The sequence below is a fragment of the Rhodopseudomonas sp. P1 genome (genome assembly GCF_039642825.1).
In the GTDB taxonomy this organism is placed as follows: domain Bacteria; phylum Pseudomonadota; class Alphaproteobacteria; order Rhizobiales; family Xanthobacteraceae; genus Rhodopseudomonas; species Rhodopseudomonas palustris_H.
Genome location: NZ_CP088006.1, coordinates 4474462 through 4490708, shown reverse-complemented (window position 1 = coordinate 4490708; position 16247 = coordinate 4474462). Strand labels below are relative to the sequence as shown.

Below are 16247 nucleotides of genomic sequence, written 5' to 3'. Positions count from 1 at the left end.
GCCATGGACAAGGATTGCAAGATTTATGTGGCGGGCCACCGCGGCCTCGTCGGATCCGCCATAGTTCGCAATCTTCAACGGCGTGGCTACCGTAACATCGTTACTCGCTCCCGTGCTGACCTCGACCTAACCAAACAGGCAGACGTTGAGTACTTCTTTGCGGCCGAGCGGCCTGACTACGTGTTCCTGGCGGCTGCTAAGGTCGGTGGCATTCACGCGAACAATACCCAGCGCGCCGACTTTATCTACCAGAACCTCGTGATCGAAACGAATGTGGTTCAGGCAGCCCGGAACGTCGGTGTGGATCGATTGCTGTTTCTCGGCTCAAGTTGCATCTATCCCCGCGATTGCCCACAGCCAATCCGCGAAGAGTATCTTTTGACAGGGCCGCTCGAGCCGACGAATGAGCCATATGCGATCGCCAAGATCGCCGGAATTAAGCTCTGCGAAAGCTTCAACCATCAGTTCGGCACGCGCTACGTATCGGTCATGCCAACAAATTTGTATGGTCCGAACGACAATTACGATCTGGCAAACAGTCATGTTCTCCCTGCTCTGATCCGCAAGGCACATGAGGCTAAAGCGCGTGGGGAGAGAGTTCTGCCGGTCTGGGGATCCGGACGACCACGGCGCGAGTTCCTTTATGTTGATGATATGGCCGATGCCTGTGTGTTTCTGATGGAGCGCGAGGACATCGTCGACGGACTTTACAACGTGGGTGTCGGTGAGGATGTCACTATTGCCGAGCTTGCCACGCTGGTCATGGAAGTGGTGGGCTTCGATGGAGTCCTGGAGTTCGATACCTCGAAGGCCGACGGCACTCCGCGTAAGCTGCTGGATGTCGAACGGTTGAGCTCCCTCGGCTGGCGTGCAGGTACCTCGTTGAAGGAGGGAATCGCACAGGCCTACGCTGATTTCCTAACAAAGCTGGAGATTGGACCGGGGCCGGAGGTGAGGTCCTCGATGAGGCTCTAGCCGTAGTTCGTCCGTCTTCTTCTCGCGCCGAGAGGACCTTGCTACTCACTCGATGTCGAAGCCATTTCAAAGATGACGGTTCCTCTGATCACTATTGTGGTACCTTCCTTTAATCAGGGAGAATTCATCGGCGAAGCGCTGCGATCCATTTTCGCGCAAGCGATTCCTGTCGAAGTTTTTGTGATGGACGGCGGATCGACCGATAGGTCCGTCGAGATCATTCGGGAGTGGGAACCAAGGCTCGCCTTCTGGCGCAGTCACGCGGACCAAGGGCAGGCGGCTGCTATCAACGAAGGCATCGCTCGGGGCACAGCGCCTTACGTGACCTGGTTGAACAGCGACGACTGGCTTCTCCCCGGAGGACTGGCCCATCTAGTGGATGCGTTGGAGGAAGTGCCCGGATCACCGATGTCTTACGGCCGGGCGTGGAATTACGTGGAACGGACGAAAACCCGTCGTCCAATTTGGGTTCAGCCCTTCAGTGAGCGGCAGCTCGCCCTTCGCTGCATCGTCTGCCAACCCGCAACGCTGATCCGACGGTCGGCCTGGGAGCAAGTGAAAGGAGTCGATCCTTCTTTGCATATGGCCATGGATTATGATCTGTGGTGGCGCTTATATCGTCGCTTTGAAGCGCCTGTGTTTGTCGATGAGTTTGTCGCCGTGAACCGCGAACACGATCTGACAAAGACCAGAAATTTTCGTCGCGCCCATTATCGCGAAGCTATGAATGTGGTGCGACGATATCATGGTAGGGTGCCGTTGAAGTGGTGGCTCGCCCAACCGTACGCCGTTTGGTTCAAGGGGCTGCAGCAGATGTTGGTACGGCGGCCTTGAGGCTTGGTGGGCGCAAGCACAAGCCGGGACCTTTGCCTGAGAAGCGCCTCACAACCACCTCTTCCTCCTCTTAAAACTCTTCAAATTCTTGAAGCTCTTGCGCTGGTCGCCGGCGCCGCCGAGGTAGAACTCTTTCACGTCTTCGTTGTCGCGCAGTTCGTCGGCGGTGCCGTCGAGGACGACTTTGCCTTGTTCCATGATGTAGCCGTGGCTGGCGACGGAGAGGGCGGCGCGGGCGTTTTGTTCGACCAGGAGGATGGTGACGCCGAGGTCGCGGTTGATCTGCTGGATGATCGAGAACACCTCCTTCACCAGGAGCGGGGAGAGGCCCATCGAAGGCTCGTCCATCAGGATCATCTTCGGGCGGGCCATCAGGGCGCGGCCGATCGCCAGCATCTGTTGTTCGCCGCCGGACAGGTAGCCGGCCAGGCCGGTGCGCTCTTTCAGCCGCGGGAAATAGTTGTAGACCATCTCAATGTCGCGGCCGACGTCGCGGTCGCTGCGGGTGAAGGCGCCGAGCCTCAGGTTCTCCAGCGACGTCATGTCGGAGACGATGCGGCGACCTTCCATCACCTGGAAGATGCCCCGGCGGACGATCTTGTCCGGATCGGTGCCGTCGATCCGCTCCCCATCGAACACGATCTCGCCGCGGGTGACCTCGCCGTCTTCGGTCTTCAGCAGGCCTGAGATTGCCTTCAGCGTCGTCGATTTGCCGGCTCCATTGGCTCCGAGCAACGCCACAATCGTGCCCTGTGGCACGTCGAGGCTCAGCCCGCGCAGCACCAGGATGACGTCGTCATAGACGACCTCGATGTTTCGGACGCTGAGCAGAGGCGCGGGCGCCGTGGAGGCGCCGGGCTGCGGAGGGTGAAGTTCGGCGGCTTCCGTCATGGTGGTCCTACGTTCTCAAACTCGCTGGACTTGATGGTGGGCAATCTGCACCCCAACCACCGCCGTAAATCGCCCGCGAAAGCGGGCGACCCAGTATTCCAGAGCGCGGATGATCGAAACGCCACGCTGCGGCGTACTGGGTCCCCCGCATGCGCGGGGGATGACGGTTGTTTGTGGTGTGGCGCGCCGCGGCTTCAGGCGGACGCGGCGCCAATGCTGGGCACAGCCGCGGCGTCCGCCACGGCCGCGTCAGCTCACCACCCGGCCCATTCCGGCTTGCGCGGCAGGTCGACGGTCTTGACCTTTTCGAGCTTGATCGTGCCCTTGGCGATCAGGTCCTTGAGGTCGCCGTCGGTCGGGCCCGACACCTTGGCGCGGTAGAGGTCGATCTTCATGGTGCCGCGGTGGTCCTTGGCGGTCCAGGTCGACGGGTTGCAGACGCCTTCCATGCCGGCCGGCACCCAGTCTGCCTTCTGGTAGAAGCCCTTGGCGACGTTCTCGCCGGTCGCGCCGCCGTTTTTGTCCGCCCACTCGATCGCCTCCTTCATGTACAGCGCCGAGCAGACTGCTGCGACGTAGTGCACCGGGCGATAGACGTTCCCCGACGGATCGGAGATCTTCGAGATTTCCTCCACCGTCTTCATGCCGGGCGCGCTGCCGCCCCAGGCAACCGCGGTGCGCAGCGGGAAGATCACGCCATTGGCAGCATCGCCGGCGGTCTTGGCGGCGTTCTCGTCCATCCCCCAGACGTTGCTCATGAACTGGACGTCGACGCCGGCCGCTTTGCAGGCCTTCATCACCGAGATGTTCGAGGCCGCGGTGTTGCCGAGATAGGCGTAGTTGGCGCCCGAGCTCTTGAGGCTGAGGCACTGCGCCGAGTAGTCGCCCGGCGCCAGTGCGAACACCAGCGGCGGCAGCACTTCGAAGCCGAGCTCCTTGGCCATCGCTTCGCCGGCGGCCTTCGGAGCGTTGGGGTAGGGATGGTTGGCGCCCATGTGGACGAATTTCGGCGCGCCGGATTTGCCCTTAGCCTTCCAGTCTTCCGCGGCCCACATCAGCTCGGCGCGCAGTGCGTCGGAATAGGACGGGCCGTAGAAGAAGTTGTAGGGAGCGGGCTTGGCCTTGCCGCTGGTGCCTTCCGGGTCGGTCAGCGCGGCCGCGTACGAGCCTGACAGGTCGGGGATCTTGTCGTTGGCGAGGAAGCCGGTGAGCGCCTCGGTGTCGGCGGTGCCCCAGCCCATGATCGCCGCGACCTTGTCGCCGCCCGACCATTTCTTGTACAGCGCGATCGCGCGCGGCACCTGGTAACCGTAGTCGTTGGTGTCGACGTTCAACTGCTTTCCGGCGACGCCGCCGTTCTTGTTGACCCAGGCGAAGGTATCGGCGACGGCCTGGCCGTAGGGCGTGCCGACGTCCGAGGTGCCGCCCGAATAATCGGCCAGGTGGCCGATCGCGATCTGCGCCTGCGCGGTCGCGGAGGCGCCGGCGATCACCAGCGCCAGCGCGGCGCTGCTGAGCAGGGATTTCATCGTCATGGTGTTCTCCTCCAGTGTCGTTTTTATTGCCGTCTCGTGGTCCGTCCGTTCACGCGCTCAATGCGAGAACGGGTAGAGTTTCCAGTACGCCTTGATCTGCCGCCAGCGGTGCGCCAGCCCATCGGGCTCGAACACCAGGAACAGGATGATGATCAGGCCGATCGCGATTTCGCGCAGGAAGGTCAGGTTGTTGTTCAGCCCCAGCGCTTGGTCGATCGCGCTGCCCTTCAGGCCGCTGCTGAGCCACTCCATCGTCTCCGGCAGCAGCACCACGAAGGCGGTGCCCATCAGCGTTCCCGAGATCGAGCCGATGCCGCCGATGATGATCATCGCCAGGAACAGGATCGAGCGCTCGATGCCGAAGCCCTCGTTGGAGACGACGAGCTGGTAGTGCGCGTAGAGCGCGCCGGCGATGCCGGCAAAGAACGCCGCGAGCGCGAACGACAGCGTGCGATATTTGGTGAGGTTGATGCCCATGATCTCGGCCGAGAGATAATGGTCGCGCACCGCCACCAGCGCGCGGCCGTCGCGGGTCCGCATCAGGTTGGTCACCAGGATATAGCTGACCAGGAGATACGCCAGCACGACGTAGAAATACTGCTTGTCGCCCTGCAGGACGTAGCCGAACAGCGAGAACGGATTGGCCATCGCCGGCACCGAGCCGCCGGAGAACCATTCGGCGCGCGAGAAGAAGTCGATCAGGATGTATTGCGCCGCCAGCGTGGCGATGACGAGATACAGCCCCTTCAGCCGCGCCGCCGGCACGCCGAACACCAGCCCGACCAGCGCGGTGACGAGACCGGCGAGCGGGATCGCGAAGAACACCGGGATCGGGAAGTGGTTGTTCAGATAGGCCGAGGTGTAGGCGCCGAGCAGGAAGAACGCGGCGTGGCCGATCGAGATCTGGCCGGTGAAGCCGACCAGGATGTTCAGCCCGAGCGCCGCGATGCCGAAGATGCCGATCTGGATCAGGATGCTGAGCCAATAGCCCGACAGCACCAGCGGCGCGAAGCACACCAGCACGACGCCCAGGATCGCCATGTTGCGGCTGGTCCTGGTCGGGAAGATCGTGGTGTCGGCGGCGTAGGAGGTGCGGAAATCGCCGGCGGGGATCAGAGAAGCATTCGCCATCGTTAGAGTCCTCCAGCCTTCCACATCATCCTTCGAGACGCCCGGTTTCGCCCTCCGGGCTGCACCGGGCTTCTCAGGATGAGGCTGCCCTCATGGTGAGGAGCGCGGCGGCACGCCTCGCGTCTCGAACCATGAGCTGTTCCGTTTCGGCCCGCGCCTAAGCTCATATCCGCTCGATGTCCTTGGTACCGAACAGGCCGTAGGGCTTGATCATCAGGATGATGATCAGCACGTAGAACGGCGCGATTTCGTAGAGATTGCCCCAGTGCAGATATTCGCTGTCGACATACTGGGCGATGTTTTCCAAGAGGCCGATAATGATTCCGCCGAGCACGGCGCCGCCGATCGAGTCGAGTCCGCCGAGGATTGCGGCCGGAAACACCTTGATGCCGTAGGCGGACAGGCCCGACGATACGCCGTTGACCACGGCGACGACGACGCCGGCGACGGCTGAGACGGTGGCGGAGATTGCCCAGGCCATCGCGAACACGCTCTTCACCGAAATGCCGAGCGACTGCGCCACCTGCTGGTTGAACGCGGTGGCACGCATCGCGAGGCCGTATTTCGACACTTTGAAGAACCACGCCATGCCGATCATCATCGCGACCGAGACGACCAGGCTCATCACATAGACGGTCTGGATCTGCAGGCCGCCGATCGAGATCGATTGGGTGGTGAAGATCTGCGGGAACGGCTGCGGGTTGACGCCGTAGATCCACTTCAGTGCCGCCTGGAATACGGTCGACAGCGCGATCGTCACCATGATCACCGAAATGATCGGCTCGCCGATCATCGGCCGCAGCACGATGATCTGCACCGCGATGCCGAAGATAAACATGAACACCAGCGTGATCGGCATGCCGACCCAGAACGGCAGCTGATATTTCGCCAGCAGCGTCCAGCACACCCAAGCGCCGATCAGCAGCAGTTCGCCCTGCGCGAAATTGACGACCTGGGTGGCCTTGTAGATCAGCACGAAACTCATCGCGACCACGCCGTACAGCGTGCCGACCACGAGGCCGTTGACGAGGAGCTGGATCAGGAGGTGTGAGTTCATCTTCTTGCCTCCCACGTCATTGCCGGGCTTGACGCGCCTGCGCGGCCGTAGCCGCTTCGGCGCGGCGAAGGCCCGGCAATCCATCTTCTTTGAACGATGGATGCGCGGGTCAAGCCCGCGCATGACGCCGTTAGACGACGATGCTTTTCCACGTCATGGCCGGGCTCGTCCCGGCCATCCACGTCTTGCCGCCGCCGCTGTTCGTGGATGCCCGGGACAAGCCCCGGCATGACGGTAATGGGGAGGGCGCGGGTCATTCCGCAGCCTCCGCATGGGCGTGGCCGCCACCGAGATCCACCACCTTCAGCGTGGTGCGGATCCGCTGGGTGGTGCCGTCCTGGAACTGGATGGTGGTGTCGACCGGGATGTCGCTCTTGCCGCCATAGATGCCGTCGATGATGTCTGCGTATTTGTCGTTGATCACGCTGCGGCGGACCTTGCGGGTGCGGGTCAGTTCGCCGTCGTCGGCGTCGAGCTCCTTGTAGAGCAGCAGGAAGCGGGCGATTCGCTGCGCCGGCGGCAGGGTGGCGTTGACAGTCTCGACCTCGCGCCGCAGCAGCTCGTACACTTCGGGACGGGAGGCGAGGTCCGAATAGGTGGTGAAGGCGATCCGCTTCTTCTCCGCCCATTTCGAGATGATCGAGTAGCGGATGCAGATCATCGCCGCCAGCATGTCGCGGCCGGCGCCGAGGATCACCGCTTCGGCCACGTAGGGCGAGAATTTCAGCTTGTTCTCGATGTATTGCGGCGAGAACCGCTCGCCGTGCGACAGCTCGGCGAGATCCTTGATGCGGTCGATGATGACGAGCTGGCCGGCGCCGTTGAAATAGCCGGCGTCGCCGGAATGCATCCAGCCGTCTTTGATGTCGGCAGTCGATGCTTCCGGGTTCTTATAGTAGCCGAGGAACATGTTGGGGTGGCGCACCACCACCTCGCCGATGCCCTGGACGTCAGGGTTCAGGACCTTGATCTCGATCTCGGCGCCCATCGGCACGCCGGTGGTGTCGGGATCGACCGCGTCTGGCTTGTGCAGTGTATAGGCGCCGAGCAGCTCGGTCTGGCCATACAGCGTGCGCAGCGGCACGCCCATGGCGCGGAAGAACCGGAAAGTGTCGGGGCCGAGCGCGGCGCCGCCGGTCGCCGCCGAGCGCAGCCGCGTGAAGCCGAGCCGGTCGCGCAGCGCGCGGAACAGCACCGCGTCGGCGAACGCCGAATGCTGCCCCTGGTCGAGCGCGGCGAGCCCGGCCTTCATGCCGACTCCATACAGCCGCTGCTTCAGCGGCGAGGCGTCCATCACCCGGGCGCGGACGTCGGCGGCGATGCCTTCCCAGACCCGCGGCGCGAACAACACGAAGGTCGGTGCGATCTCGCGGAAGTCGTTCATCATCGTGTCGGGTTCTTCGACGAAGTTGACCTTCATCCGGCACAGCAGCCCTTTGCCGAGCGCGTAGACCTGCTCCATGATCCACGGCAGCGGCAGTACCGAGACGTATTCGTCGTCCGGTCCCTTCGGATCGAAGCTCAGATAGGTCGCGCAGTGTTTCAGCACGCGCCCGGATGCCAGCATCGCCAGCTTGGGATGCGCGGTGGTGCCCGAGGTGGTGCAGAGGATCGCGACGTCCTCGCCCTGCGTGGCGTCGACCAGCCGGTCGTATAGGCCCGGCTCCCGGCCGGCGCGATCGCGCCCCAGCTTGGCGAGCTGATCGGCCGGCAGCAGCCGCGGATCGTCGTATTTCCGCATCCCGCGCGGATCGGAATAGACGATGTGCTTCAGATGCGGCGCGCGGTCGGCGAGGCCGAGCAGTTTGTCGACCTGCTCCTCGTCCTCGGCGAACACCAGCTTGGCCTCGCCGTAATTGAGCAGATAGTCGGCTTCCTCATCGAGCACGTCGCGGTACAGACCGAGGCTGAGGCCGCCGATCGCATGCGCGGCGATTTCGGCCGCGACCCAGTCGGGCCGGTTGTCGCCGATGATGCCGATCACGTCGCCGCGGCCGAGGCCGAGTTCGATCATGCCGAGGGCGAAGTCGTGCACGCGGGCCTGATAATCGGCCCAGGTGAACACCCGCCACAGCCCGAGATCCTTTTCGCGCAATGCGATCTGGTTGCCGAATTCCTTCGCATTGAGCCGCAGCAGCTTTGGGAAGGTGTCGGCTGCCGCGACGCGGCCGGCATAGTCCATCATGCCACGCGCTCCGCCGCCGTCGGGTGATCCGGCGCATCGTCAGGATCGACCAGCACCTCGTCCTCTTCGCCGAGATAGGCGCGCTTGACGTGCGGATCGGCCAGCACCTCGGCCGGATCGCCCTCGGCGATCTTGCGGCCGAAATCCAGCACCACGACGCGGTTGGAGATGTCCATCACCACGCCCATGTCGTGTTCGATCATCACCACCGTCATGCCGAACTCTTCGTTGAGGTCGACGATGTAGCGGGCCATGTCCTCCTTCTCTTCGAAGTTCATGCCGGCCATCGGCTCGTCGAGCAGGATCAGCGTCGGCTCCAATGCCATCGCGCGGGCGAGTTCGACGCGCTTGCGCAGGCCATAGGACAGGGTGCCGGCGGTCGCCTTGCGCACCGACTGGAGGTCGAGAAAATCGATGATCTCTTCGACCTTCTGGCGGTGGACGAGCTCCTCGCGGCGCGCGCCAAACCAGTACAGCGCGCCGGTCAGGAAGTTGTTTTTGAGGAGGTGGTGGCGCCCGACCATGATGTTGTCGAGCACGCTCATGTGGTGAAACAGCGCGAGATTTTGGAAGGTGCGGCCGATGCCGAGCGACGCGCGGGCGTTCGGCTTCAGGCCGGTGATGTCGCGGCCATGGTAAAACAGTTGGCCTTCGCTCGGCTGGTAGCGGCCGGAAATGCAATTGACCACGGAGGTCTTGCCGGCGCCGTTCGGTCCAATGATCGAAAACAGCTCACCGTGATTCACGGCAAAGCTCACCTCGCTCAGCGCGCGGACGCCGCCAAAGCGCAAGGAGACATTGCGCACTTCCAATGCATGTTCCAAGCCCGATTTCCTCCCGGACACCGGCCGGCGCGTTGCTCGCGCCTGATCCTCGTGCCGCAGCATTCTTTTGAGCCGCCTTCTGGGAGGCGTTGCTGTCATTTTGCCGAAGCGTAGCTTAGCCGGCCACCCGACGATATTCGACTATTTGAGTTTGGGAAGAGAGACTTGACGCAAGCCGCTGCGTAATCCCGCCTATCGTTACCGTTGACGCAGATATCGGGCCGGCAAGGCGACCCGATGCCGCAGCGGTCGTGTTTTATCGCAATGCAACAAACACGGTTTAGCGGCGGCGCCAGACCGTTGCAGTGGCATCGCCGATGGGCAGCGCGTAGCTGGTGCCGCGTAAGTAGCGGGTCTGGTCGGCCATCGCATCGACGATGCCGACCATGTTGGCGTACACCCATCCGAAGGCGGGGCCTTCGTCGCGGCTGTGGGGCGCGTCGATGATCACCACGACATCGGCGGTCGATTGCGCGATGCGCTCGCTCATCAGCGCCCGGGCGTCCTCGCGCGAGGTTACGCCGGCGATAAACGGGTCATCCACGATGGTGTGGCAACGGCAGCGTTCGCGGACCACCCAGGCGAACAGCTTGCTCATGCCGAACGTGGTGAACATCGCCACCTCGTGCGCGCCGTCGAGTTCGGCCAGATACGGGCGGATCAGTTCGAGATCGCTCGGACCTGAAGCATCCTGCAGTGCGTAAGTTGCAGCCGCTTTAGGCATCGGCGACGTCAGGTTCACCGCGAGCAGCACAACGGCCAGAGCGGTTGCGACCGCCACTCGCCACAGCGGTGACAGCCAGCGACGGGTCAGAGCCAGCAGCACGCCGGCGCCCACGCCGGAGCAGATCCACACCGAAAACACCCAGGTCGACATGAACCGGCCCTGGTGCTGCGGATGCGCGATCACGCCGACCCAGGCCAGCAGCGCGAACAGGAAGACGGCGCGGGCTCCAGGCGTCAGCTTCGGAATCGCGATCAGTCCGATCAGCGCCAGAGCGATGGCAATCGGCGCCAGCCACGGCACCAGATGAAAACCGTCGGCGAACACGCGCCAATAGAACTGGAGGCCGAGGGAGAGGCTGTGGTTCGGATCGGGATTATTGGCGGGGCTGACGAACCAAAGGAATTTCGACAGCCGGTGCGGCAGCAGAAACGAGATCGCGATCGGCGTCAGGTGCCAATACAGCAGCGCCCGCCCAGTGGTGCCGAGGGTCCGGTCGATCGTGGCGCGGTGCCGCAACCAGGTGAACGTCCACCAAAGGAAGATCAGCGCATAGGCGGCCGTGGTCAGGTTTTCCGGCGGATACAGCGACACCGAGCGGCCGAACAGCTCCAGCGCGGTCGGCCCGTGCGCATAGATCGCTGCGACCAGGCCTGCCACCAACGCTGCGAGGATCAAGAACGGTGAGCCGGTGGTAGCCTTCAGCACCGCCTTCACACGTGTCGCCGTCCAGATCTGCCGAAGCGTTCGGACGATTGGTGCCCAATGCTCGGAGGCATAGGCGATCGCCAGCGGCGCGATAAGCAGTCCCCAATAGTTGCCCTTGTGGAAGAACAGCACGGTCAGGATCAGCGCCAGCAGCCGCCAGCGTCCGGGTGCATCCGGCGTGGCTTCGGCCCGCAGATAGGCCCACAGTCCGGCAGCCGACAGGCCGGCGCCGGCGCCTTCCAGCATCACGTCGGCGCTGATCAGGCGGAAGGCCGGGCTGGCGGCGGTGAAGATCACCGCAACCGCCGCGGCGAACAGGCCGCTGCAACGGTCGACGAACAGCCGCCGTGCGATCAGCCAGACGAAAGCGACCGTCATCACCCAGCCGATCAGGCTGGGGACGATGCCGAGCCGATGGTCGATGCCGCCGAGCAGCAACACGGCGCTCAGCACCAGCCCGTGAAACGGCGGCCAGACCTTGGCCTTCTCGAGCTCGCCGAAAAACCAGGCGGGATCGAAGGTCCGGATCGCCAGTGCGAGATCGAGTCCAAAGCTGTAGTGCGAATTGCGGTCGTGGTGAAAACCGCGCCACAGTAGGTCAGGCGCGTGATAGTAGCCGGCGAGCATGATCCCGGCGATGCCGATCGCCGCGGCGAGCACGATCAGGAACGCCCCGATGTCGAGCCAATCGCGGGATTGGTCGCGTAGCTGGCCGACAGCCGGAGATGCCGCAGGGATCGGACGTGGCGCGATCACCTGCGTGCCTGTCGTCCGGTCGTCCTGCCGCCCAACATCCACCATCGAGATCCCCAGCGATCGCGACCACCGTGATGTCCGGCCGCTCCGATCATCCGATAGCATGCCTGCGGCGGCTGCGATAAGGCGGGGTGTTTCTCGATCTTTCTGCTGACGGCAGAAACGCTATGCGCCGGTCCGGTCAGCCGCGTACAGGCGCGAGAAGACCATGCCGATGAAGATCGAGATCATGGCGGCGCTGAAGGCGTTCATCGAGAACAGGCCGGCATATTCGGCCGGCTGGTAGCTGTGCGGCGGCGGCGCGTAGCGATCGTGCAGGAAGAGGTAGGCCGCGACCGGCACGCCAGACAGCGGCAGCATCAGCAGGCGCTCGCTGGGACGAAACAGCACGCTGGCCAGCATCGCGCAGGGCAGTAGAAACAGTTCGACGCCGGAGGGCACGCCGAGCAGCCAGGTGCAGAATATCGTGTTGCCGGTCGCGATCAGGGACAGCGTCACCCGCCCGAGCCGTGATTGGAGACGGGCCAGCGCCGGCACCGCGAGGAAGCACGGAAACGACAGCAGCGTCAGCAACAGCCATGGCATCCCGCCTGTGCCCCCGACGAATGCGACATACAGCGGATAAAACGGCCCGTTGCCGGCCAGCACCAGGGCCACCAGGTTGCCGGTGGCGGCGAGGGGATCGGGATTATCGGCGTAAGCGCGAAACCAGTCGGTGGCGCGGAGCAGGGCAGGGGGCAGCATCGGTCTCACAAGGGATCGGCGATCGGGCCGGAAGGGTAGCCTGGAACCTGACCGCCGGGAAAGCGTCCGTGATGTGCGCTGCTCGGGTGCCAGGGCTCACACCGCGGGGATCTTCCCGTCCGGAGAGGCAAGTCCAAGCCGCCTCCTTGCCGAAACTGAGCCGCTCGCGGCTTACACCTCCAGCCATTCCTTGCGGATGGCGGCGTTGGCCTTGAGGTCGTCGGGGGTGCCTTCGAACACGATCTTGCCGTGGCCCATCACATAGACCCGGTGCGAGATCCGCATCGCGATCGACAGCTTCTGTTCGACCAGCAGGATGGCGACGCCGCGGCGGGCGATTTCGGCGATCAGGTCGCCGACCTGCTGCACGATGATCGGGGCCAGCCCTTCGGTCGGCTCGTCGATCATCACCAATTCGGGATCGCCCATCAGCGTCCGGCAGATCGTCAGCATCTGCTTCTCGCCGCCGGACAGCACGCCGGCCGGAGTGTCGGCACGGGCCTTGAGGTTGGAGAACATGTCGAGCATGTCCTCCAGCTTCCATTTGCCGGGGTTGCGCGGGTTCTTGATGCCGAGCATCAGGTTCTGCCGGACCGTCAGGCCCGGGAAGATGTCGCGATGCTCGGGGACGTAGCCGAGTCCGAGATGTGCGATCTTGTAGCTCGGCAGCCCGGCGATGTTCTTGCCCTTGAACAGGATGCTGCCGTGCGGAGGCACTTCGCCCATGATCGCCTTGACCGTGGTGGAGCGGCCGACACCATTGCGGCCGAGCAGGCTGACCACCTCGCCGGCGTCGATATGCATGTCGACGCCCTGCAGGATGTGGCTCTTGCCGTAATAGGCGTGCAGGTCTTTGACCTCGAGCATCAGGCCGCTTCCTCGCCGAGATAGGCTTCCTTGACCTTCGGATTGCCGCGGATTTCGTCCGGCGTTCCCGAAGCGATGATCTGGCCATAGACCAGGACCGAGATGCGGTCGGCGAGGCCGAACACCACGCTCATGTCGTGCTCGACGATCAGCAGCGTGCGGCCTTCTGTGAGGCGGCGGATCAGCGTCACCGCGCGTTCGGTCTCTGCATGGCTCATGCCCGCGGTCGGCTCGTCGAGCAGGATCACATTGGCGCCGCCGGCAATCGTGATGCCGATCTCGAGCGCGCGCTGCTCGGCATAGGTGAGCAGGCCCGCAGGGACGTCGCGACGCGAGGTCAGGTGGATGTCTTCCAGGATCTGCGCGGTGCGCTCGCGCACCTCGGGCAGATTGTCGACGTTCTTCCAGAACGCGTAACGATGCCCCGTCGCCCACAGCACCGCGCAGCGCAGGTTTTCCCACACCGTCATGTTGGCGAACACGTTGGTGACCTGGAACGAGCGCGAAAGCCCGCGGCGGTTGATCTGGAACGGCTTCATGCCGGCGATCTCTTCGCCGCGCAGCAGGATGCTGCCGGTGGTCGGCCGCATGTAGCCGCTGATCAGGTTGAAGGTGGTCGACTTGCCGGCGCCATTCGGGCCGATCAGCGCGTGGCGTTCGCCTTGGGCGATCGTCAGGTTGATGTTCTGGATCACCTTGGTGACGCCGAAGCTCTTTTCGACGCCGCGGAGTTCGATCGTGGTGCTCATAGGGCATGAACCTTGGCGCGGGCGGCGGTCAGCGTGGTGTCCCAGGTCTGTGTGACCCGGCTCCACGCCATCTTGGCGAGGATGAAGCCGCCGATGATCAGCACGGCCGAAGCCGCCCAGGTCAGCGGGCTGGCGGCATTGAACGGAATGCCGAACGCCACCCGGTTCGGATCTTCGTGCGGATTGACGGTGTAGTGCACGGTGGTCTCGATCATCAGCATCAGCCCGACGCACAGCGCCAGCGTCGGCAGGGCGGCCATCACATAGCTCGGCAGCATCCGCGTCAGCATGCCGGCGCGCAGCAGCGGTCGATGCATCATCAGCACGCCGGTGATGCCGCCCGGTGCGAACAGCACCACGATGATGAAGAACAGGCCGAAATACAGTTGCCAGACCTGGGTGAGGTCGCTCAGCACCAGCGACAGCACGGTGACGAAGATCGCGCCGACGATCGGGCCGATGAAGAAGCCGATGCCGCCGATATAGGCCGCGAACAGCACGGTGCCGGACTGCACCGCGCCGAGATAGGCCGAGTTGGCGATTTCGAAATTGATCGCCGCCAGCGCGCCGGCGATGCCGGCGAAGAAGCCCGAGAAGCAGAACGCCAGATAGCGCACCACGTGCGGATCGTAGCCGACGAATTGCACCCGCTCCGGGTTGTCGCGGACGGCGTTGCACATCCGGCCCAACGGCGTCCGGGTCAGCGCGTACATCGCGATGATGGCGATCAGAGTCCAGGCGGCCACCAGATAATAGATCTGAATCTGTGGGCCAAACGACAGGCCGAATACCTTGAACAGCTTGGTGCGGTTGGCCGAGATGCCGGCCTCGCCGCCGAAGAAGCTGCGCAGGATCAGCGCCGAAGAGGCGACCAGCTCGGCGAGGCCGAGCGAAATCATTGCGAACGCGGTGCCGGAGCGCTGGGTCATCACCCAGCCGATCAGAGCGGCAAAGAACAAGCCGGCGAACCCGCCGATCAGCGGCACAAATGGCAGCGGGATCGGCCATTTGTTGAAGCCGAGAATGTTGATGGTGTGGATCGCGAGGAATCCGCCGAGGCCGTAATACACCGCGTGGCCGAACGACAGCATCCCGGTCTGGCCGAGCAGGATGTTGTAGGACAGCGCGAAGATGATCGAGATGCCGACCAGGCTGAACGTCGTCAGAGATCCGCCGGAAGCGAACAGCTTCGGCAGCAGCAGCAGCACCAAAGCGGTGGCGATCCAGAGTCCGTAGAACTTGGCACGTTCGGACAGCGTCGGCCGGGGCGGCGCGGCGCTGGAGGCGAGGTCGGTCATGTTTCGCGGGTTCCCAACAGCCCCATCGGCCGGAAGATCAGGATGAGCACGAGCAGCAGATACGGCATGATCGGCGCGATCTGAGCGATGGTCACGTTCCAGATGTCATTGAGCCAGGAGGCCGCGAGATCAGGACCGAGCGGACCGAACAGCGAGGCGGGCGAGGCATTGATCGACACCGCAAAGGTCTGCAGCAGCCCGATCAGCAGCGAGGCGATGAACGCGCCGGGCAGCGAGCCGAGGCCGCCGACCACCACGACGACGAACAGGATCGGGCCGAGCAGCGCAGCCATGTTCGACTGCGTCACCAGCGACGGGCCGGCGATCACGCCGGCAACGGCGGCAAGCGCGGTGCCGACGCCGAACACCAGCATGAAGATGCGTTCGACGTTGTGGCCGAGATGGGCGACCATGTGCGGGTGGGTCAGCGCCGCCTGAACGATCAGCCCGATCCGGGTCTTTTTCAGCGCGACCAGAAGGCCGACGAAGATCACCACCGACACCGCCAGCATGAACATCTTGTAGGCGGGATAGTTGGTCGAGAAGATCGTGAAAGCCGGGAAGTCGAGCAGCGCAGGGGTGCGGTAGTCGACCGGGACCTTGCCCCAGATGATCGAGACCACTTCCTCGATCGCGAAGGCGAGCCCGAAGGTGAACAGCAGTTCGGCGACATGGCCGTTGCGGTGGACGCGGCGCAGGCCGAAACGTTCGACCGCGGCACCGATCGCGCCAGCGAGCAGCGGCGCGATCAGCAGCGCCGGCCAGAATCCGGTCCAGCGGCTGATCTGATAGCCGAAGAACGCGCCGAGCATATAGAAGCTGGCATGAGCGAAGTTCAGCACGCCGAGCATGCTGAAGATGACGGTGAGCCCGCTCGCCATCAAGAACAGCAGCATTCCGTACAGAACGCCATTGAGGGTGGAAATGACGATCAGTTCGAGCATGATGGGATGAGGCCGCCTGACGATG

14 protein-coding genes are annotated in these 16247 nt (G+C 63.8%); 2 read left to right on the top strand and 12 right to left on the bottom strand.

Features of this window, described 5'->3' with window-relative positions:
- The first annotated feature begins 3 nt into the window (after positions 1-3).
- Positions 4-975, top strand: a complete 972-nt coding sequence (locus LRC39_RS20680) for a GDP-L-fucose synthase family protein (protein ID WP_346295493.1) — start codon at positions 4-6, stop codon at positions 973-975.
- Between the two features lie 72 nt (positions 976-1047).
- Positions 1048-1809: a glycosyltransferase family 2 protein gene (locus LRC39_RS20675; protein WP_346295492.1), complete on the top strand. Its 762-nt coding sequence runs from the start codon at positions 1048-1050 to the stop codon at positions 1807-1809.
- A gap of 48 nt (positions 1810-1857) precedes the next feature.
- Here LRC39_RS20675 and LRC39_RS20670 read toward each other — a convergent pair whose 3' ends face one another.
- The 12 genes from LRC39_RS20670 to LRC39_RS20615 form a co-directional block, all read right to left on the bottom strand.
- Positions 1858-2700 carry an ABC transporter ATP-binding protein gene (locus LRC39_RS20670; RefSeq protein ID WP_346295491.1) on the bottom strand — a complete coding sequence of 281 codons (843 nt, stop codon included), beginning with the start codon at positions 2698-2700 and terminating at the stop codon, positions 1858-1860.
- A gap of 254 nt (positions 2701-2954) precedes the next feature.
- Positions 2955-4235 carry an ABC transporter substrate-binding protein gene (locus LRC39_RS20665; protein WP_346295490.1) on the bottom strand — a complete coding sequence of 427 codons (1281 nt, stop codon included), beginning with the start codon at positions 4233-4235 and terminating at the stop codon, positions 2955-2957.
- Positions 4236-4292: 57 nt separating this feature from the next.
- Entirely contained in the window at positions 4293-5366 is a 1074-nt protein-coding gene (locus tag LRC39_RS20660) for a branched-chain amino acid ABC transporter permease (RefSeq protein ID WP_346295489.1), read from the bottom strand.
- 163 nt (positions 5367-5529) lie between these two features.
- Entirely contained in the window at positions 5530-6423 is an 894-nt protein-coding gene (locus LRC39_RS20655) for a branched-chain amino acid ABC transporter permease (RefSeq protein ID WP_107346705.1), read from the bottom strand.
- 253 nt (positions 6424-6676) lie between these two features.
- The gene (locus tag LRC39_RS20650; protein ID WP_346295488.1) at positions 6677-8608 is read right to left on the bottom strand and encodes a long-chain fatty acid--CoA ligase; all 1932 of its coding nucleotides are present in this window, start codon (positions 8606-8608) and stop codon (positions 6677-6679) included.
- On the bottom strand, positions 8605-9432 hold the full coding sequence (locus LRC39_RS20645; protein ID WP_264074461.1) for an ABC transporter ATP-binding protein: 828 nt from the start codon (positions 9430-9432) through the stop codon (positions 8605-8607). Before LRC39_RS20645 ends, LRC39_RS20650 begins: the two co-directional genes overlap by 4 nt.
- A gap of 280 nt (positions 9433-9712) precedes the next feature.
- A complete protein-coding gene (locus tag LRC39_RS20640) occupies positions 9713-11665 on the bottom strand; it encodes a glycosyltransferase family 39 protein (protein WP_346295487.1) in 1953 nt (650 codons plus the stop codon).
- Positions 11666-11785: 120 nt separating this feature from the next.
- Entirely contained in the window at positions 11786-12364 is a 579-nt protein-coding gene (locus LRC39_RS20635; RefSeq protein ID WP_346295486.1) for a hypothetical protein, read from the bottom strand.
- A gap of 171 nt (positions 12365-12535) precedes the next feature.
- On the bottom strand, positions 12536-13231 hold the full coding sequence (locus LRC39_RS20630) for an ABC transporter ATP-binding protein (protein WP_107345718.1): 696 nt from the start codon (positions 13229-13231) through the stop codon (positions 12536-12538).
- Positions 13231-13980: an ABC transporter ATP-binding protein gene (locus LRC39_RS20625; RefSeq protein ID WP_346295485.1), complete on the bottom strand. Its 750-nt coding sequence runs from the start codon at positions 13978-13980 to the stop codon at positions 13231-13233. Before LRC39_RS20625 ends, LRC39_RS20630 begins: the two co-directional genes overlap by 1 nt.
- A complete protein-coding gene (locus tag LRC39_RS20620) occupies positions 13977-15278 on the bottom strand; it encodes a branched-chain amino acid ABC transporter permease (RefSeq protein ID WP_107356697.1) in 1302 nt (433 codons plus the stop codon). Before LRC39_RS20620 ends, LRC39_RS20625 begins: the two co-directional genes overlap by 4 nt.
- Complete coding sequence (locus LRC39_RS20615) at positions 15275-16222, bottom strand: branched-chain amino acid ABC transporter permease (protein WP_107345715.1); 948 nt, start codon at positions 16220-16222, stop codon at positions 15275-15277. Before LRC39_RS20615 ends, LRC39_RS20620 begins: the two co-directional genes overlap by 4 nt.
- Between the last annotated feature and the right edge of the window lie 25 nt (positions 16223-16247).